Origin of the sequence: Pseudoduganella sp. UC29_106 (assembly GCF_044055365.1) — a bacterium.
In the GTDB taxonomy this organism is placed as follows: Bacteria; Pseudomonadota; Gammaproteobacteria; order Burkholderiales; family Burkholderiaceae_D; genus Rugamonas.
Genome location: NZ_CP171977.1, coordinates 6,433,145 through 6,450,818, shown reverse-complemented (window position 1 = coordinate 6,450,818; position 17,674 = coordinate 6,433,145). Strand labels below are relative to the sequence as shown.

The following is a 17,674-nucleotide window of genomic DNA, read 5'->3' as shown; positions in this document are numbered from 1 at the left end:
GGGTACGATCATGGCAAAAATGCAAGCAAAAATGGCAAGCGACAAGCCGGATGATGGCATGCGCGAAAAAATGATCGCGATCAACCGCGTGACCAAAGTGGTCAAGGGTGGTCGTATCATGGGCTTCGCCGCGCTGACCGTGGTTGGTGACGGCGATGGCCGCATCGGCATGGGCAAGGGCAAGTCGAAGGAAGTTCCGGTCGGTGTGCAAAAGGCAATGGAAGAAGCCCGCCGCAACCTGATCAAGGTGCCTCTGAAGAACGGTACGCTGCAGCATACCGTGACCGGCCGCCATGGCGCCTCGCGCGTCCTGATGAGCCCGGCCAAGCCAGGTACCGGCGTGATCGCAGGTGGCGCCATGCGCGCTATCTTCGAGGTGATGGGCGTGACCGACGTGGTGGCGAAATCCACCGGTTCGAACAACCCGTACAACCTGGTGCGCGCCACCCTGGACGGCCTGTCGAAAATGAGCACTCCAGCCGAGATCGCCGCCAAGCGTGGCAAGTCGGTTGAAGACATCCTGGCTTAAGGGGAACTTCATGAGCACTATTAAAGTAAAACTGGTGAAGGGCCTGATCGGCACCCGTCAGGACCACCGTGCCACCGTGCGCGGCCTGGGCCTGCGCCGCGTGAACTCCGTGCGTGAACTGCAGGACACTCCTGCTGTGCGCGGCATGATCACCAAGGTCGCCTACCTCGTCAAAGTCGTGTCGTAAGCACCCCTTACGATCAGGAGAAACTAATGGAATTGAATACCATTCAACCGGCAGAAGGCGCGAAGCATGCTAAGCGCCGCGTAGGCCGCGGTATCGGCTCCGGCCTGGGTAAAACCGCTGGCCGTGGCCACAAAGGTCAGAAATCGCGTTCGGGCGGCTTCCACAAAGTCGGTTTCGAAGGCGGTCAGATGCCTCTGCAGCGTCGTCTGCCGAAGCGTGGCTTCAAATCGCTGAATGCTACTTTCAAGGCGGAAGTACGTCTGTCCGAGCTGAACGCCCTGGCAGTGTCCGAAGTGGACCTGCTGGTGCTGAAGCAAGCGGGCGTGCTGAATGTCCTGGCACGTGACGTGCGCGTGATCGCTTCCGGCGAAATCACCAAAGCAGTGACCCTCAAGGGCCTGAAGGTGACCGCTGGCGCGAAAGCCGCCATCGAAGCAGCCGGCGGCTCGGTAGCCTGAGTCCCGCTGGCTTGATCGGAGCGAAAATTGGCAACGAACCAACAGCTTGCTAAAAGTGCCGCCGCCGGCTTCCCCTGGAACCGGCTGTGGTTTTTGCTGGGCGCTCTGGTAGTGTACCGGATCGGTGCACACATCCCCGTTCCCGGGGTTGATCCGGTACAGCTGGCAGCACTGTTCAAGTCGCAGGAAGGCGGCATCCTGGGCATGTTCAACATGTTCTCGGGTGGTGCCCTGTCGCGCTTTACGGTGTTCGCACTGGGCATTACGCCTTACATCTCGGCGTCGATCATCATGCAACTGGTGTCGATCGTCGTGCCGCAGATGGAAGCGCTGAAAAAGAGGGTGAAGCAGGTCGTCGCAAGATTACCCAGTACACCCGCTATGCCACCGTGCTGCTGGCCCTGTTCCAGGCCTTCGGTATCGCAGTCGCGCTGGAAGCCCAGCCCGGCCTGGTACTGGACCCTGGCATGGGCTTCCGCTTCGTCACGATTGTGACGCTGCTGACTGGCACCATGTTCCTGATGTGGTTGGGCGAGCAAATTACCGAGCGTGGTCTGGGTAATGGCATCTCGATCATCATCTTTGCCGGTATCGCTGCCGGCCTGCCGGGCGCGCTGGGTGGCTTGTTCACCCAGGTCTCGACGGGCACCATCGGCGCCTTCTCGGCCATCGTCATCGTGGTACTGGTTGCAGCCGTGACCTATGCCGTGGTGTTCGTGGAACGCGGACAGCGCAAGATCCTGGTCAACTACGCCAAGCGTCAGGTCGGTAACAAGATCTACGGTGGGCAGACCAGCCACTTGCCGCTCAAGCTGAACATGGCAGGTGTGATCCCGCCGATCTTCGCTTCGTCGATTATCTTGTTCCCGGCTACCATCGTGGACTGGTTTTCGAAGGGCGCCGACACCGCCAATCCGGTGGTGCGGTTCCTGAAAGATCTGGCTGCATCGATGGCTCCTGGTGAGCCCATCCATGCACTGTTGTACGCCGTGGCAATCGTGTTCTTCTGCTTCTTCTACACCGCTCTGGTGTTCAACAGCAAGGAGACTGCGGATAACTTGAAGAAGAGCGGGGCCTTTGTGCCAGGGATTCGTCCCGGAGAGCAGACAGCCCGTTACATCGACAAGATCCTGACCCGATTGACCCTGGCAGGCGCCGTCTACATTACCGTAGTGTGCTTGCTGCCGGAATTCATGCAAGCCCAGTGGAAAGTGCCGTTCTATTTTGGTGGCACATCCCTGTTGATTATTGTCGTGGTGACCATGGATTTCATGGCCCAGGTACAAAACTATGTGATGTCGCAGCAATATGAATCGCTGCTGCGCAAAGCTAACTTCAAGGGCGGAATTCCGACGCGATAAATGGCAAAAGACGACGTCATACAGATGCAGGGTGAGATTCTGGAGAATCTGCCGAATGCAACATTTCGAGTAAAGCTGGAAAACGGTCACGTGGTACTCGGCCACATTTCGGGTAAAATGCGCATGAACTACATCCGCATTCTCCCCGGTGACAAGGTCACGGTTGAATTGACGCCGTACGATCTCTCCCGGGCCCGTATTGTGTTCCGGACCAAGTAATTTTAGAAAATCGAACCATAGAGAGTGCAATCATGAAAGTTAACGCTTCAGTCAAGCGGATCTGCCGCAACTGCAAGATCATCAAGCGCAAGGGCGTGGTACGCGTAATCTGCGTCGAGCCGCGTCACAAGCAGCGTCAAGGTTAATCAGTTCGAGGAATAACGAATGGCACGTATTGCAGGGGTTAACATCCCAAATCATAAGCACACCGTTATCGGCCTGACCGAGATCTACGGTATTGGCCGTCCTCGCGCGCAGTTCATCTGCGCCCAGTCCGGCGTTGCAACCAACAAGAAGGTCAAGGACCTGGACGACAGCGAGCTGGAAAAGCTGCGTGATGAAATCGGCAAGTTCGTAGTCGAGGGCGACCTGCGCCGCGAACTGTCGATGAACATCAAGCGTCTGATGGACCTGGGCTGCTACCGCGGCATGCGTCACCGTAAGGGCCTGCCGGTCCGCGGCCAGCGCACCCGCACCAATGCGCGTACCCGCAAGGGCCCGCGTAAGGCCGCTCAATCGCTGAAGAAATAATCTAGGGAACTATTATGGCTAAGCAACAAAGCAGCGCAGCAGCAGCTCGCGTTCGTAAGAAAGTTAAAAAGAACGTCGCTGAAGGTATCGCTCACGTTCACGCTTCCTTCAACAACACCATCATCACCATCACCGACCGTCAGGGCAACGCTCTGTCGTGGGCGACCTCCGGTGGTGCTGGCTTCAAGGGTTCGCGTAAGTCGACCCCGTTCGCAGCGCAGGTTGCTGCTGAAGCCGCTGGTAAAGTGGCGCAGGAATGCGGCGTGAAGAACCTGGAAGTTCGCATCAAGGGCCCTGGTCCTGGCCGCGAATCCGCTGTTCGTGCACTGAACAACCTGGGCATCAAGATCACCGAGATCCAGGACGTGACCCCAGTGCCGCACAACGGCTGCCGTCCTCCAAAGCGTCGTCGTATCTAATATCGAGCAAGACCATGGCCGGTGCGGTGTGCACCGGCCACCGTCCCTCTGAATGAAATCGCTGGAACAGTGAACCGGAAACGGTTATACTGTCCGGCTATTTTCGCCTTTCCGGTTTGCCGGCAAGGCTGTTGAGCCACCGCCTGCGCAGCAAGTGAGCCAGGCTAGCGCCTAACCGCACTCCGATGCGGCTGGGGCGTCATTTAATCATTAAGGAAAACTACCGTGGCACGTTATATCGGACCAAAAGCAAAACTCGCCCGCCGTGAAGGCACCGACCTGTTCCTGAAGAGCGCCCGCCGCTCGCTGGATTCCAAGTGCAAACTGGACGTGAAGCCAGGCCAGCACGGCGTCAAGTCGGGTGCCCGCACCTCCGACTACGGCAACCAGCTGCGCGAAAAGCAGAAAGTGAAGCGTATCTACGGCGTGCTGGAGCGTCAGTTCCGCCGCTACTTCGCCGAAGCTTCCCGCCGCAAGGGCAACACCGGTGAAACCCTGCTGTCCCTGCTGGAAACCCGCCTGGACAACGTAACTTACCGCATGGGCTTCGGCTCCACCCGCGCTGAAGCACGCCAGCTGGTATCCCACAAGGCCTTCACCGTGAACGGCAACGTGGTGAACATCCCTTCCTACGTTGTGAAGACCGGCGATGTGATCGCTGTGCGCGAAAAGTCCAAGAAGCAGACCCGTATCGTTGAAGCCCTGTCGCTGGCTGAACAAGTCGGCATGCCGGCATGGGTGTCGGTGGATTCCAAGAAGATGGAAGGCACCTTCAAGTCCCTGCCGGAGCGTTCGGAAATCGCTCAGGACGTGAACGAAGCGCTGATCGTCGAACTGTACTCGCGTTAATTGTAGGGCGGATCATTGATCCGCCGTGCATGCAGCACCGTTGTACCCGAGGCGGATCTTCGATCCGCCTTCACCATTTTTAATGCCATCAGCCTTATCGGTGTAACGAGCCGAGGGTAATGAAAAGGACATTTACACATGCAAAATAGCTTGTTGAAACCACGTATTATCGACGTTGAAGCCCTGGGCCACGGTCACGCCAAAGTCGTGATGGAGCCGTTCGAGCGCGGCTACGGCCACACTCTGGGCAATGCACTGCGCCGCGTGCTGCTGTCCTCGATGATCGGCTACGCGCCGACCGAAGTGACCATCGCTGGCGTCGTTCACGAGTACTCCTCGCTGGACGGTGTGCAGGAAGACGTGGTTGACCTGCTGCTGAACCTGAAGGGCGTCGTGTTCAAGGTGCACAACCGTGACTCCGTGACCCTGACCCTGAAGAAGGAAGGCGAAGGCGCCGTGCTGGCATCGGATATCGATCTGCCGCACGACGTGGAACTGATCAACCCGGATCACGTGATCGCTCACCTGACCGCCGGCGGCAAGCTGGACATGCAGATCAAGGTCGAAAAAGGCCGTGGCTATGTGCCAGGCAACGTGCGTCGCCTGTCCGAAGACACCAACAAGACCATCGGCCGCATCATCCTGGACGCCTCGTTCTCGCCAGTGCGCCGTGTGTCCTACGCCGTGGAATCGGCCCGTGTGGAACAGCGTACCGACCTGGACAAGCTGATCATCAACATTGAAACCAATGGCGTGATCACCCCGGAAGAAGCGATCCGCCAGTCGGCCCGCGTGCTGGTTGACCAGCTGAACGTGTTCGCCGCCCTGGAAGGCACCGAGACCGCCGCCGAAGCGCCATCCCGCGCTCCGCTGGTCGATCCGATCCTGCTGCGTCCGGTCGACGACCTGGAGCTGACCGTCCGTTCGGCAAACTGCCTGAAGGCCGAGAACATCTACTACATCGGCGACCTGATCCAGCGCACCGAAAACGAGCTGCTGAAGACCCCGAACCTGGGCCGCAAGTCGCTGAACGAAATCAAGGAAGTTCTGGCATCCCGCGGTCTGACCCTGGGCATGAAGCTGGAAAACTGGCCGCCTGCCGGCCTGGAGAAGTAATTTGCAGTACCCGCCTGGGGCGTTGTGCTCCGGGCGTTTTCCCTTATAACCGGACCGCGCCGCGGCTTGCCAAGGCGATCGAAGATCTCGGATTTAAACATTATCGAAAGGAAGCACTATGCGTCACCGTCACGGCCTTCGTAAACTGAACCGTACCTCCTCCCACCGTCTGGCAATGCTGCGCAACATGACTGTTTCGCTGCTGCGTCACGAAGCGATCAAGACCACCGTGCCGAAGGCAAAGGAACTGCGTCGCGTCGTGGAGCCGATCCTGACCCTGGGCAAGACCGACACCCTGGCTAACAAGCGTCTGGCCTTCTCCCGTCTGCGTGACCGCGAGATCGTCCTGAAGCTGTTCGCTGAACTGGGCCCACGCTACGCCAACCGCAACGGCGGCTACCTGCGTATCCTGAAGATGGGTTTCCGTCACGGCGACAATGCGCCTATGGCGTTCGTTGAGCTGGTGGATCGTCCAGAGATCACCACCGCTGAAGAGGCACCGACCGCTGAGTAATTTCAGCTGGTTGTTAGAGAAGCCGGGCTTTGCCCGGCTTTTTTTGTTTACGGCGGCGCCTGCACGGCGGATCAAAACGATCCGCCCTACGCCGCAACACGAAACATGCCGTTAGGCCCCGCAGGGGCTGTAGGGCGGATCATATGGAGGCGCCTAGCCACGCCGTGCATGCTCAGTCGCGCAGCTTGCTGAATTCGGAAGCAGGCTTCCACACCGGCCGCGCCACCCCATTGGCCACATCCAGCCCCACCTGGAACAGCAGCCGGATATCCTGAATCCCCCCGCTGAAATCCCAATCCCCGCGCACATCATCCGTCACCTTGTGATAATCGTGCTCGGTATACCGGTCCACCACCTCCCGCGCATACGATTCCGGCTTCCCCAAATAATTACTGCGCGCCTTGGTGTACAGCACCGGCACCCCCACGCGCGCAAACTCCAGCTGATCCGCCCGATAGAAGTTCCCCAGCTCGGGACGCGAATTCGGCACCATCCTGCGCCCCTGCTGCGTCGCGCGGCGCTCCAGCAAATCATCCAGCGTCGAGTGGCCCGAGGTCACGTTCTCGATCTGCGCCGTGCGTCCCCAGGCGTTCACGCCGTCGATATTGATATTGGCCAGCGTCTTATCGATCGGATACAGCGGATGGTGGGCGTAATACTTGGCCCCCAGCAGGCCGCGCTCCTCGGCCGTGGTGGCCAGGAACAGGATGGACCGTTTGGGCGGCTTAGGCAGCGCTTTAAAGGCCTTGGCCAGCTCCAGCAGCGCCGCCGTGCCGGACGCATTGTCCAGCGCCCCGTGATAGATCTGCTGCGTGCGCGAGCCCGGCAGCTTCTCGTCGATACCAAGGTGGTCCCAGTGCGCCGAATAGATGATGAACTCATTCTTCAGCTTCGGGTCCGAGCCGGGCAGCAGGGCGGCCACATTGTGCGAGTCCAGCATGCGGCGCTGGCTCCTGATCTCGAAATTCGCCACGCCCTTCAGGCTGACTGGCTTGAAGTCCTTCGACAGCGCCGCCTTCTTCAGCGCGTCGAAGTCGTAGCCGGCAGCCGCGACCAGCTCGCGCGCACGGTCCTCGTGAATCCAGCCGGGCACTTCCGGATTATCCCTGCTGTCGCCTTCCAGGCTGAACTGCTCGCCGATGCCGCCGCTGCGTACCACGCCGTAGGGGTAGGCCGCCGGCTTGGTTTCATGAACGATGATGGCCGCCGCAGCGCCAAGCTTCGCCGCAATTTCATACTTGTAGGTCCAGCGCCCGTAGTACGTCATCTCCTTGCCCTTGAACAGAGACGGGTCGAGTTGGGACGGATCTTTCGGATCGGGAACCGCCGGATCGTTGATCAGCATGACGATGGTCTTGCCCTTCACATCCAGGCCCTTGTAATCGTCCCATCCGTATTCCGGCGCCTGCACGCCATAGCCGACGAAGACCAGTTCGGAATCCTTGATGTTCACATCGGTAGCGGGTCCGGTGGAGTGGGCGACGAAATCATCCGGAAACTTCAGGTCCACAGTCTTGCCGGCGACCGTGTAGCTGAAGCGCGGCGTGGCAGTCTGGCTGCGCAAGGGCACCGCCTGCAGGTAAGAGCCGTTGGGATTGCCCGGTTTCAGGCCAAGTTTGCGGAATTCCCGCTCCAGGTAAGCGATGGTTTTCGTTTCCCCTTCCGTGCCGGGCGATCGGCCCTCGTATTCGTCGGAAGCGAGGATCCTGATCGTGCCCATCAAGCCGGGTTCGGTAATCGCGGACAGGGCGCGCTGTTCGGCCTTGTCGGCCGCGAGCAGCAGGGCAGGGGCGGCGGCGAGGCTGGTGGCGACACCTATCGCGGCAAGCAAACATGGCATAAGTTCTCCTGGCAAAAGATTTCCCAGTCTCGCACAGAAAACCATGCATAGGTGTACTATTTGCCTGCGCTGTCGATTCACCAATTCGCCCGATCCATGCCCCGTTCCCAAACTCCCCTGATGGCACTGCTATCCGCCGTGCTGCTCCTGCTCTCCCTGTTCGCCCATCCGGCGCGCGCGGATGAAGAATTCCTCGACCCGGCCGTCGCCTTCAAGTTCTCGGCCAGAATTGTTGATGGAAAGACCATCTCCATCACGTATGACATTGCCGAGGGCTATTACATGTACCGCGAGCGCTTCGCCTTCAAGGCGGACGGCGCCACACTGGGTGCACCCCAGATCCCGCCCGGCAAGGTCAAGTACGACGAAACCTTTGCCAAGAATGTCGAGACTTACCGCCACAGCGTGACGATCCTGGTGCCGGTGCAGTCCGCGGCAGGACCGTTCACCCTGGTGGCGACCAGCCAGGGGTGTTCGGACAAGGGCTTGTGCTACTCGCCGCAGGAATCGACCGCACGCTTGATGGCTGTGGGCGGTGCGGCGCTGGCCGGTCCGCCGGCGGCCGGCGCGAAATCCGCGCTTGCGCTCGGCACGCAGCCGGCGCCTGCCGACGTGAGCGTGGCGGGTGCGCCCGGCGCCGACGCAGCGGCGACCGCCGCCGTGGTGCCTGCCGCCGCCGCGCCTGTCGCCGCTGCCGCACCCGCGGCTGCCGAGGGAAGCGAGATGGGCCGCATCGAATCCGCGCTGAAAGGCCGCAGCCTGTTCGTCATCGTTCCCCTGTTCATTGCGCTGGGCCTGGGATTGTCGTTCACGCCATGCGTGTTGCCGATGGTGCCCATCCTGTCCTCCATCATTGTCGGCGACGGCGCACGCGGCAATCGCTCGCGCGGCTTTGCGCTGTCGGTGACCTATTCGCTGGGCATGGCCATTGTTTATACCGCACTGGGCGTGGCGGCCGGCCTGATCGGCGAAGGCCTGTCGGCCGCGCTGCAGAATCCCTGGGTGCTGGGTATCTTCGGGCTGGGCATGGCGGGCATGGCGCTGTCCATGTTCGGCGTGTATGACTTGCAAGTGCCGGCCGGGATGCAGAGCCGCCTGACGATGGCATCCAACCGCCAGTCGTCGGGCAAGCTGGCCGGCGTGTTCGCAATGGGCGCCATTTCCGCGCTGATCGTCGGCCCCTGCGTGGCAGCCCCGCTGGCCGGCGCCCTGGTCTACATCAGCCAGACCCGCGACGTGGTCGTCGGTGGCGGCGCGCTGTTCTCGATGGCGGTGGGCATGAGCGTGCCGCTGATCCTGGTGGGCGTGTCGGCAGGTGCACTAATCCCGCGCGCTGGCGCCTGGATGGATTCGGTGAAGAAGTTCTTTGGCGTGCTGCTGCTGGCCATGGCCTGGTGGCTGGTTTCACCGGTATTGCCGGCAGTCGTGCAAATGGTGGGATGGACCCTCCTTGGCCTCGGCTACGGTGTTTATTTGCTGCGCCAGCGCGGCACCTTGTTGCCGAAAGTCATCGGTGCGGTATTTGTTATTTTCGGCACCGTGCAATTGGTCGGTGTGGCAACCGGCGGACGCGATGCGCTTGCGCCATTAAGCCATTTGACCGGCAGCGCCGATCGTCATATGAAATTCGCGCGCATTAAAAACAGCGCGGAACTGGATGCCATTCTTGCCAATACCGGCGGCAAAACCGTGCTGCTCGATTTCTATGCCGACTGGTGCGTTTCCTGCAAGGAAATGGAAAAGCTGACATTTGTTGAGCCGGTTATTCAGCAAAAGCTGGCTAATACCATTACCCTGCAAATCGATGTGACGGCCAATAATGAAGATGATAAGGCAATGCTGAAGCGATTCGGATTATTCGGCCCGCCGGGAATTATTCTCTTCAACGCGCAAGGCCAGGAAATTCCCGCGAGCCGCGTGATCGGATTCCAGGATAGCGGCAAGTTCCTGAAGTCGCTTGAACGGCTCAATTAGGATCGAACTCAAGACAGAAGAGGGCGCCGCAAGGCGCCCTTTTTCTTTTCCACACCAACGGCTCAAAAGCAGGTGGCAGCCACCCCATTGCTTATCGTGCGGTCCGTCGCGCAGCAGCAAATGGGGTGGCTGCCACCAGGGTTACGCTACTGGTTTCAGATGCGCCGTCGGCCCTTTCATGCCGGATTCTAGCCAGATCGCGCTAAATCTTGGCGTGATAAGGGCGAAAAAGGCCGGGAAAGCTTGCGCTGTCCCGGCTAAGCACCAAAGAGCAAGAAAATCAGAAGTAGGGCTTAACCCTGCTTGCGGGCTGCCGGATCACCATGATGACCACCGCGGCCGTGGCGACCGTGGCTCATCGCCTGGTCGAAAGTCTTTTGCTGTTCCGGAGTCAGCACTGCGTAAAAAGTTTTCAGCGCGGCCAGGTGATTCTCCATATGGGTAATATGGGTCTTGGCGAATTCAATGCGCTTTTCCATTTTTTCCGGTGCGCTCAGGTTTTTAAACGAGGCGAAATCCGGGCGCGTGGTTGGCATATCCGCTTTAATGGCGGAGGCATAAGTCTGCCAGGCGCCTTCCTGATTCGACGTCAGTTTCAAGGCGTCGTGCAGTTTTTGCATGCGCTTATCCATGCGCTCGGCCATTTTGGCCGGATCGAATTTGGTTGCCGCATATTGGCGATGCGGCGTCGCATCCTGCGCCTGGGCGCTAAATGCGGCCGAGCTCATGCCGATAACAGCCGCACCGATAATGAATACTTTTTGCAAGGTTTTCATGCTTTAAATCTCCCGATTCGTTGACGATTGATGTGCAATTCGTCGGCACATGAGTGCATCTTCTCAACATGCTGTTTCAGCGAAGTGTCCCGAGCCCCAATTTTTGTATCCGAGTGTTTCGCGAGGGGCGGCGGCGCTTGGTATCAGGTCGGCGGCCGGGACTCGCGCGATGACCTGCACGCGGCCGGCGCTGGATTTTGCGGGCAAATTTTTGGATGATTGGCCGCGGCGGAGTTAGCAGTCCATTCATCATGATTCACAATTAACTATTTGAATTATTAGGCGAAAAGTTTTGTAACGTCATGTATCGGTGCCTCATTTTTAAACATGACGATACAAACTGCTTACCTGCCGTCGGCGTTGCAAGGGATAATTATGGGCATGGAAAATGCCACCAACATCCTCATCGTCGACGACGATCGTGATATCCGCACGCTGCTGCAGGATTATCTGGAAACTAACGGCTATCGCACCCAGGGTGCGGGCGACGGCTCGGCCATGTGGAAGCTGCTGGACGAATCCAAGCCCGACCTCATCGTGCTCGACCTGAACCTGCCCGGCGAAGATGGCCTGACCCTCTGCCGCAAGCTGCGCGCGCATTCCAACCTGCCGGTGATCATGCTGACCGCCCGCAGCGAGCCTCTGGACCGCATCCTCGGCCTCGAGATGGGCGCCGACGATTACCTGCCCAAGCCTTTCGAGCCGCGCGAGCTGCTGGCCCGCATCCGCAGCGTGCTTCGCCGCAGCACGGCGACTGCGGCTTCCGGCTCGGACAAGGCAACCCAGATCCGCTTTTCCGGCTGGATCCTGGACCTGACCGCCCGCCATCTGCTGAACCCGCAGGGCACGGTCATCATGCTGTCCGGCGCCGAGTTCCGCCTGCTCAAGGTCTTCCTCGAGCATCCGAACCGCGTGCTGAACCGCGACCAGTTGCTGAACCTGACCCAGGGCCGGGACGCCGACCCCTTCGATCGTTCGATCGACATCCAGATCAGCCGCCTGCGCCAGAAGCTGGGTGAGGACGCGCGCCTGCCCCAGATCATCAAGACCGTACGTAACGGAGGCTATGTGCTGGCCGGCCCGGTCTCTGTGGAGCCCACTGCGTGATTGCTTTCTGGAGGTCCATGACGGGCCGCGTGTTCCTGGTGCTGATGCTGGGCATCGTCGCCTCCGCCGCGCTGACCCAATGGCTGGCCGTCAACGAACGCCAGCGCACGCTGGAACGCTATCGCGGTTTCCACGCGCTGGAACGTGCCGAGCAAATCATTGCGACCACCGAAGTCGTGCGCCCCGAGTCGCGCGACCAGTACCTGAAAGTGGCCAGCAAGGCCAATGTGAAGCTGGAAGTGGCCCACGGTAACGAAGCCAGCCAGCCGCTGAGCGAGTTCGGCACGGCGCTGGCCGGCCGCCTCGGCAGCGAATACAAGCTGACCTCGCTGGTTGACCGTCCCGACCGCTGCGACCAGCCGCGCCAGTCCTATTCCACCTTCGCCATCTTCGCGCCCCAGGTCACCGAGTACCGCGGCGCCTGTGAAGCCATGCTGGTGGAAATGCCGGATGGCCAGACGCTGAAGCTTTCCATCCTCCCGCCGCGCCAGCCGCCCGGCGCCGGCCAGAACGAGTATGCCGCCTTCGTGCCCTTCCTGCTCAGCATTGCCGTGCTGGCTTACCTGGTGGCGCGCATGACGATGAATCCCCTGAAGAGCCTGGCCAGCGCCGCCAAGGATCTCGGCAATGACATCAACCATCCGCCGCTTGAGCTCAGTGGTTCCAATGAAATCCGCCAGGCCAGCGCCGCCTTCAACGCGATGCAGGCGCGTATCCGCCAGCATATCGCCCAGCGCACCGAAATGCTGGCCGCCATCACTCATGATTTGCAGACGCCGCTGACCCGCATGCGCCTGCGCCTGGAAAAGGTGAGCGACGATGACCTGCAGCAGAAGCTGCTGGGCGATTTGTCCGCCATGCAGCAGATGGTGAGGGAGGGGCTCGACCTGGCGCGCAGCATGGATACCACGGAAGCGATGCAGCGCCTCGATCTCGATGCCCTGCTGGACAGCGTCTGTGCCGACGCCGCCGATGCCGGCCAGTCGGTGGACCTGAAGGGCCATGCCGCCATGGCGCTGATGGGCCGCCCGCTCGATATTCGCCGCTGCCTCGTCAACTTGATCGATAATGCAGTCAAGTACGGCCAGCGCGCCCACGTCACAGTGGAACGCATGGCCGGCGCTGCACGCGTGCGCATCCGCGACGAAGGTCCCGGCATTCCCCAGGACCAGCTGGCGCGCGTGTTCGAACCTTTCTACCGGCTGGAAACGTCGCGTTCGCGCAGTTCCGGCGGCACCGGCCTGGGGCTGACGATCGCCCGCAATATCGCCGAACAACATGGCGCCAGCCTGAGCCTGGCCAACCACGATCGGGGCGGACTCGAAGCCGTACTGGTCGTACCCGAATTCTATGCAGGTAAGTAAAAAGCAAATCCCACTTCAACGATGAAAAAGAAAACATTGGTAGTTCTGGTAGGCGTGGCAGCCGTCGTCGGCGCTGGCGCCTGGTATTCGATGAAGGCGCCGGCCGAAGGCAGCGGCGCGCCTGCCGGCGGCAAAGGCAAGGGCGGCGACATGGGCCCGACCACCGTCAACGTCATTGCGCCGGAACGCCAGGATGTGCCCGTAACCTTGAGTGCTAACGGTACTGTTAGCCCTATCAGTACCGTGGACCTGCATCCGCAAACCACCAGCACCATCGTCAAGGTGCATGTGAAGGAAGGCCAGTTCGTCAAGGAAGGCCAGCTGATGTTCACGCTGGACAGCCGCAGCGCCACCGCCAATGTGGACAAGGCTGAAGCCCAGGTGCAGAAGGACCGCGCCACCCTGGCAGACCTGGAGCGCCAAATACAAGCGCGCACAGGAACTGGTGGCCCAGAACTTCATGGCCAAGAGCTCGGTCGACACGCTCAAGGCCCAGGTCGACTCCCAGCGCGCCGTGCTGGAATCGAATATCGCCGCTGCCCGCGCCGAACGCGTGGACCAGAGCTACAACGCTATCCGCGCGCCGCAGTCCGGCCGCGTGGGCGCCATCAATGTCTATCCAGGCAGCCTGGTGCAACTGACCACCTCGCTGACCACGATCACCCAGCTCGATCCGATCAACGTTGCCTTCAACGTGCCGGAAACGAACCTGGCTGCCCTGCTGGACGCGCAGCGCGCCGGCAAAGTGTCGGTACAGGCTTTCCAGAACAATTCGGACAAGCCTATCAACGGTGAACTCAGTTTCGTCGACAACACCGTCGATCCGGTGGCCGGCGTGATCCGCGTCAAGGGCCGCTTCGACAACAAGGACACCCGCCTCTGGCCGGGCCAGTACGTGACCACCAGGCTGACCGTGGCCACGCTGAAAGGCGCGCTTGTCGTGCCGCAAAACGCTATCATTACCAACACACGCGGCACTTTCGTATACGCGGTGGCCCCGGACCAGACGGCCAAGGTCATCAATATCAAGCGTCTCTATGCCTTTGGCGCGAACGCCGCGGTGGACGGCCTGCAGGGCGACGAGAAAGTCATCGTCGAGGGCAAGCAGAACCTGCGTCCAGGCGGCAAGGTGCGTATCGCCGATGCCAAGCTGGCTCAGCAGGAGGGCCCGGGCGAAGGGCAGGGCAATAAGAAGGGTAAAGCCGAATGAACCTTTCCGAGCTGAGCATCCGGCGCCCCGTCATGGTGGTGCTGCTCTCGATAGCCGTGATCCTGGCTGGTGTGCTCGCCTATTCGCACATCCCTGTGGCGGCGCTGCCGAGCTACAACACCCCGGTCATCAACGTTTCGGCCGACCTGCCGGGCGCCAGCCCGGAGACGATGGCGTCTTCCGTCGCGCTGCCGCTGGAGAAGCAATTCTCTACGATTGCCGGCCTGTCCCTGATTACCTCGACCAGCACGCTGGGCAATACCTCGCTGACGCTGGAATTCGATCCCTCGATCAACGTCAATGAAGCGGCGGTGGACGTGCAGGCCGCGCTGCTGCGCGCCCAGCGCCAGTTGCCGCAGGAAATGACGGACTTGCCTTCGTACCGCAAGCTCAACCCGGCCGATGCGCCGGTCCTGTTCATGACGATGAACTCGCCATCGCTGAGCCTGTCCGAGCTCAACGATTACGCGGAAAACCTGATTGCACCGAGCCTGTCGACCCTGCCGGGCGTGGCCCAGGTGTCGGTCAATGGCCAGAAACGCTTTGCCGTGCGTGTCCGCGCCCGCTCCGACCTGCTCAATTCGCGCAATATGACGCTGGATGAGCTGCAGCAGGCCATCAAGGCCGCCAACGCGAACACGCCACTGGGTATCCTGGATGGTCCGAAGCAGACCCTGACCATCCAGGGCAATGCGCAGATGATGCGCGCCGCCGAATTCGCCGAGATCATTGTCGCCACGCGCAACGGCCAGCCGGTACGCCTGAAGGATGTGGCCACGGTGGAGGACAGCTTCCAGTCGATCAAGGCTGCCGGCAGCTACAACGGCGAGCGCTCCATCGTGCTGCTGGTGCAGCGTCAGCCGGATGCCAATACCGTGCAGGTGGTGGATGGCGTGCGCCAGTTGCTGCCGCGCTTCAAGGCCCAGATGCCGGCCTCGGTCAACATCAACCTGGTCAATGACCGTTCGGTCTCCATCCGCGAAGCGATCCACGACGTGAACCTGACCCTGGGCCTGACGGTGATCCTGGTGGTGCTGGTGATCTTCCTCTTCCTGCACCGTGCGGCCGCTACCTTCATTCCGGCGATCACGATGCCGATTTCGCTGCTGGGCGCGCTGGCCCTGCTGTATGCCTTCGGCTACAGCCTGGACAACGTGTCTCTGCTGGGCATCACGCTGGCCGTCGGCCTGGTGGTGGACGATGCGATCGTGGTGCTGGAAAACATCGTGCGCCACATCGAGCATGGCATGAAGCCTTTGCAGGCGGCCTTTGTCGGCTCGCGCGAAATGGGCTTCACCATCGTGTCGATTTCCGTGTCGCTGGTGGCGGTGTTTATTCCGATCTTCTTCATGCCGGGCGTGATCGGCCTGCTGTTCCACGAATTCGCCGTGGTGGTGGCCCTGTCGGTGCTGGTGTCGGCCATCGTGTCGCTGACCCTGGTGCCGATGCTGTGCTCGCGCCTGCTGCCGTCCGATTCGCACGAAACCTCGGGCGACGACACCTTCATCGGCCGCCACTTCGAACGCCTGTTCAACGCCACCCGCAACGGCTATGCGCGCACGCTGGACATCGCGCTGCGCCACCGCTTCGTTGTGCTCGGCATCGCTTTCGGCACCTTCGCGCTGACGGTGTGGCTGTATGCGGTCATGCCGAAGGGCTTCTTCCCCGAGGAAGACCTGAGCCAGATCCGCGTGACCACGGAAGCGTCCGAAGATATTTCCACCTCCGCCATGCTGGAACTGCAGATGAAAGTGGTGGACGTGATCCGCGCCAATCCGGCCGTGAAGGATGTCACGTCCTTCACCGGCGGCGGCAATACGGGCCGCATGTTCCTGGTGCTGAAGCCGCGCTCCGAGCGCAAGCCCATGCCCCAGGTGCTGGACAGTCTGCGCCAGGAAACGAAAAAGGTGGCCGGCGTTTCGGTGTACCTGAGCCCGGTACAGAATCTGCAACTGGGCGGTCGCCCGTCCAAGAGCCGCTACCAGTACACGCTGCAGTCCGTCAGCCCCGATTCGCTGAACGACTGGGCTTCCAAATTCCAGGAACGCATGCGCTCCGACCCGGATTTCCGCGACGTGACCAGCGATTCCCAGGCCAAGGGCTTGCAGGCCCAGCTGAAGATCGACCGCGACAAGGCCAACATCCTGGGCGTGAAGATGGCCGATATCCGCACCGCGCTGTACCTCGCTTATGGCGAGCGCCAGGTCTCGACCATCTACTCGTCGGCGGCCAGCTATTACGTGATCATGGAAGCCTCCGATGAGGACCGCCAGTTCGACGATGCGCTGACCAAGGTGTCGGTACGCAATTCGGCCGGCAACCTGGTGCAGTTGTCCAGCTTTGCCACCGTGGAACGCACCGTGGGCCCGACCGCCGTCAACCACCAGGGCCAGTTGCAGGCAATCACGATTTCCTTCAACCTGGCGCCGGATGTCCCGCTGGGTAACGCGACCGCCAAGATCGACAAGATGGGGCAGGACATGGGCCTGCCCGCGTCCATCATCACCAGCTACGGCGGCGACGCGGCCGTGTTCCAGAGCACCCAGGGCAGCCAGCTGATCCTGATCATTGCCGCACTGGGCGTGATCTACGTGCTGCTGGGCGTGCTGTACGAAAGCTATATCCATCCGATCACCATCCTGGCCGGCTTGCCGTCCGCGGCCGTGGGTGCGCTGCTGACCTTGTGGATCTTCAAGATGGACCTCAGCATGATTGCCATCATCGGCATCCTGATGCTGATCGGTATCGTGAAGAAGAACGCGATCATGATGATCGACTTCGCCCTGCACGCCCAGCGCGAGCAGAACATGAAGCCATCCGACGCGATCCGCGAAGCCTGTATCCTGCGCTTCCGCCCGATCATGATGACCACGCTGGCGGCACTGATGGGCGCGCTGCCTATCGCGCTCGGCCTGGGCGCCGGCGCCGAGCTGCGCCAGCCGCTCGGTTTGGCGGTGTGCGGCGGCCTGATCTTCTCGCAGGTGATCACGCTTTACATTACGCCTGTGATTTACCTGTTCCTCGACAAGTACAGCGGCAATGGTCCGATGAAGGACGAGGATATGGAAGAGGGTGGCGATGGCAAGGAAGTGCGCGCCATCGAGCTGAAAGCAGTCAGTGCCGGCAAGCACTGATATCATTGCCGGGGTCAAGCTTACATACTGTAACATTCGTCAAAGTCGACTTTGAGTAAGCTTGTCCCCTGTACCTGCCGAAGACT

17 protein-coding genes and 2 pseudogenes are annotated in these 17,674 nt (G+C 60.8%); 17 read left to right on the top strand and 2 right to left on the bottom strand.

Features of this window, described 5'->3' with window-relative positions; translation table 11 throughout:
- Positions 1 to 10 precede the first annotated feature (10 nt).
- The 11 genes and pseudogenes from rpsE (at position 11) to rplQ (ending at position 6,183) form a co-directional block, all read left to right on the top strand.
- Complete coding sequence (gene rpsE, locus ACHMW6_RS32135) at positions 11 to 529, top strand: 30S ribosomal protein S5 (RefSeq protein WP_395403223.1); 519 nt, start codon at positions 11 to 13, stop codon at positions 527 to 529.
- 10 nt (positions 530 to 539) lie between these two features.
- Positions 540 to 716 (top strand): 50S ribosomal protein L30, encoded by a 177-nt coding sequence (gene rpmD, locus ACHMW6_RS32130; protein WP_395403221.1) that lies wholly within the window; start codon positions 540 to 542, stop codon positions 714 to 716.
- A 26-nt stretch (positions 717 to 742) separates the two neighbouring features.
- On the top strand, positions 743 to 1,174 hold the full coding sequence (gene rplO / locus ACHMW6_RS32125; protein WP_395403219.1) for a 50S ribosomal protein L15: 432 nt from the start codon (positions 743 to 745) through the stop codon (positions 1,172 to 1,174).
- 27 nt (positions 1,175 to 1,201) lie between these two features.
- Positions 1,202 to 2,535, top strand: a pseudogene (secY, locus tag ACHMW6_RS32120) (preprotein translocase subunit SecY).
- Complete coding sequence (gene infA, locus ACHMW6_RS32115) at positions 2,536 to 2,754, top strand: translation initiation factor IF-1 (RefSeq protein ID WP_005663428.1); 219 nt, start codon at positions 2,536 to 2,538, stop codon at positions 2,752 to 2,754.
- Positions 2,755 to 2,786: 32 nt separating this feature from the next.
- Positions 2,787 to 2,900: a 50S ribosomal protein L36 gene (gene rpmJ, locus ACHMW6_RS32110; protein ID WP_005663407.1), complete on the top strand. Its 114-nt coding sequence runs from the start codon at positions 2,787 to 2,789 to the stop codon at positions 2,898 to 2,900.
- A 19-nt stretch (positions 2,901 to 2,919) separates the two neighbouring features.
- The gene (gene rpsM, locus ACHMW6_RS32105; RefSeq protein WP_395403211.1) at positions 2,920 to 3,285 is read left to right on the top strand and encodes a 30S ribosomal protein S13; all 366 of its coding nucleotides are present in this window, start codon (positions 2,920 to 2,922) and stop codon (positions 3,283 to 3,285) included.
- Positions 3,286 to 3,299: 14 nt separating this feature from the next.
- Entirely contained in the window at positions 3,300 to 3,704 is a 405-nt protein-coding gene (rpsK, locus tag ACHMW6_RS32100) for a 30S ribosomal protein S11 (RefSeq protein ID WP_028101645.1), read from the top strand.
- Positions 3,705 to 3,929: 225 nt separating this feature from the next.
- Entirely contained in the window at positions 3,930 to 4,553 is a 624-nt protein-coding gene (rpsD, locus tag ACHMW6_RS32095; protein ID WP_395403208.1) for a 30S ribosomal protein S4, read from the top strand.
- 138 nt (positions 4,554 to 4,691) lie between these two features.
- Entirely contained in the window at positions 4,692 to 5,669 is a 978-nt protein-coding gene (locus ACHMW6_RS32090; RefSeq protein ID WP_395403206.1) for a DNA-directed RNA polymerase subunit alpha, read from the top strand.
- Between the two features lie 118 nt (positions 5,670 to 5,787).
- A complete protein-coding gene (gene rplQ, locus ACHMW6_RS32085) occupies positions 5,788 to 6,183 on the top strand; it encodes a 50S ribosomal protein L17 (protein WP_395403204.1) in 396 nt (131 codons plus the stop codon).
- Positions 6,184 to 6,355: 172 nt separating this feature from the next.
- Here rplQ and ACHMW6_RS32080 read toward each other — a convergent pair whose 3' ends face one another.
- A complete protein-coding gene (locus ACHMW6_RS32080; protein WP_395403202.1) occupies positions 6,356 to 8,023 on the bottom strand; it encodes a M20/M25/M40 family metallo-hydrolase in 1,668 nt (555 codons plus the stop codon).
- Between the two features lie 120 nt (positions 8,024 to 8,143).
- On the opposite strand from ACHMW6_RS32080, the gene dsbD reads away from it, so the two are divergent.
- The gene (dsbD, locus tag ACHMW6_RS32075) at positions 8,144 to 9,997 is read left to right on the top strand and encodes a protein-disulfide reductase DsbD (RefSeq protein ID WP_395403200.1); all 1,854 of its coding nucleotides are present in this window, start codon (positions 8,144 to 8,146) and stop codon (positions 9,995 to 9,997) included.
- Between the two features lie 293 nt (positions 9,998 to 10,290).
- Here the strand turns inward: dsbD and ACHMW6_RS32070 are convergent, their stop codons facing one another.
- A complete protein-coding gene (locus ACHMW6_RS32070; protein WP_395403198.1) occupies positions 10,291 to 10,773 on the bottom strand; it encodes a Spy/CpxP family protein refolding chaperone in 483 nt (160 codons plus the stop codon).
- 381 nt (positions 10,774 to 11,154) lie between these two features.
- Here ACHMW6_RS32070 and ACHMW6_RS32065 point away from each other — a divergent pair, with 381 nt between their 5' ends.
- The 5 genes and pseudogenes from ACHMW6_RS32065 to ACHMW6_RS32045 all read left to right on the top strand — a co-directional run bounded on the left by ACHMW6_RS32065 (position 11,155) and on the right by ACHMW6_RS32045 (position 17,588).
- Positions 11,155 to 11,880, top strand: coding sequence for a response regulator (locus ACHMW6_RS32065; RefSeq protein ID WP_395403196.1), 726 nt, complete (start codon positions 11,155 to 11,157; stop codon positions 11,878 to 11,880).
- A gap of 17 nt (positions 11,881 to 11,897) precedes the next feature.
- Positions 11,898 to 13,244, top strand: a complete 1,347-nt coding sequence (locus ACHMW6_RS32060) for an ATP-binding protein (protein WP_395403194.1) — start codon at positions 11,898 to 11,900, stop codon at positions 13,242 to 13,244.
- A 21-nt stretch (positions 13,245 to 13,265) separates the two neighbouring features.
- Positions 13,266 to 13,571: pseudogene (locus ACHMW6_RS32055) on the top strand (biotin/lipoyl-binding protein); the annotation flags it as partial.
- A 118-nt stretch (positions 13,572 to 13,689) separates the two neighbouring features.
- Positions 13,690 to 14,454 (top strand): efflux RND transporter periplasmic adaptor subunit, encoded by a 765-nt coding sequence (locus tag ACHMW6_RS32050; RefSeq protein ID WP_395408767.1) that lies wholly within the window; start codon positions 13,690 to 13,692, stop codon positions 14,452 to 14,454.
- Positions 14,451 to 17,588: an efflux RND transporter permease subunit gene (locus tag ACHMW6_RS32045; RefSeq protein WP_395403192.1), complete on the top strand. Its 3,138-nt coding sequence runs from the start codon at positions 14,451 to 14,453 to the stop codon at positions 17,586 to 17,588. The genes ACHMW6_RS32050 and ACHMW6_RS32045 overlap by 4 nt, the downstream gene beginning before the upstream one ends.
- The last annotated feature ends 86 nt before the right edge of the window (positions 17,589 to 17,674 follow it).

What these genes read in the sequence shown, in the direction of transcription:
- rpsE (WP_395403223.1), top strand. Translation starts at nt 11, where the DNA reads ATGGCAAAAATGCAAGCAAAAATGGCAAGCGACAAGCCGGATGATGGC.
- rpmD (WP_395403221.1), top strand. Translation starts at nt 540, where the DNA reads ATGAGCACTATTAAAGTAAAACTGGTGAAGGGCCTGATCGGCACCCGT.
- rplO (WP_395403219.1), top strand. Translation starts at nt 743, where the DNA reads ATGGAATTGAATACCATTCAACCGGCAGAAGGCGCGAAGCATGCTAAG.
- infA (WP_005663428.1), top strand. Translation starts at nt 2,536, where the DNA reads ATGGCAAAAGACGACGTCATACAGATGCAGGGTGAGATTCTGGAGAAT.
- rpmJ (WP_005663407.1), top strand. Translation starts at nt 2,787, where the DNA reads ATGAAAGTTAACGCTTCAGTCAAGCGGATCTGCCGCAACTGCAAGATC.
- rpsM (WP_395403211.1), top strand. Translation starts at nt 2,920, where the DNA reads ATGGCACGTATTGCAGGGGTTAACATCCCAAATCATAAGCACACCGTT.
- rpsK (WP_028101645.1), top strand. Translation starts at nt 3,300, where the DNA reads ATGGCTAAGCAACAAAGCAGCGCAGCAGCAGCTCGCGTTCGTAAGAAA.
- ACHMW6_RS32090 (WP_395403206.1), top strand. Translation starts at nt 4,692, where the DNA reads ATGCAAAATAGCTTGTTGAAACCACGTATTATCGACGTTGAAGCCCTG.
- rplQ (WP_395403204.1), top strand. Translation starts at nt 5,788, where the DNA reads ATGCGTCACCGTCACGGCCTTCGTAAACTGAACCGTACCTCCTCCCAC.
- ACHMW6_RS32080 (WP_395403202.1), bottom strand. Translation starts at nt 8,023, where the DNA reads ATGCCATGTTTGCTTGCCGCGATAGGTGTCGCCACCAGCCTCGCCGCC.
- dsbD (WP_395403200.1), top strand. Translation starts at nt 8,144, where the DNA reads ATGGCACTGCTATCCGCCGTGCTGCTCCTGCTCTCCCTGTTCGCCCAT.
- ACHMW6_RS32070 (WP_395403198.1), bottom strand. Translation starts at nt 10,773, where the DNA reads ATGAAAACCTTGCAAAAAGTATTCATTATCGGTGCGGCTGTTATCGGC.
- ACHMW6_RS32065 (WP_395403196.1), top strand. Translation starts at nt 11,155, where the DNA reads ATGGAAAATGCCACCAACATCCTCATCGTCGACGACGATCGTGATATC.
- ACHMW6_RS32060 (WP_395403194.1), top strand. Translation starts at nt 11,898, where the DNA reads ATGACGGGCCGCGTGTTCCTGGTGCTGATGCTGGGCATCGTCGCCTCC.
- ACHMW6_RS32045 (WP_395403192.1), top strand. Translation starts at nt 14,451, where the DNA reads ATGAACCTTTCCGAGCTGAGCATCCGGCGCCCCGTCATGGTGGTGCTG.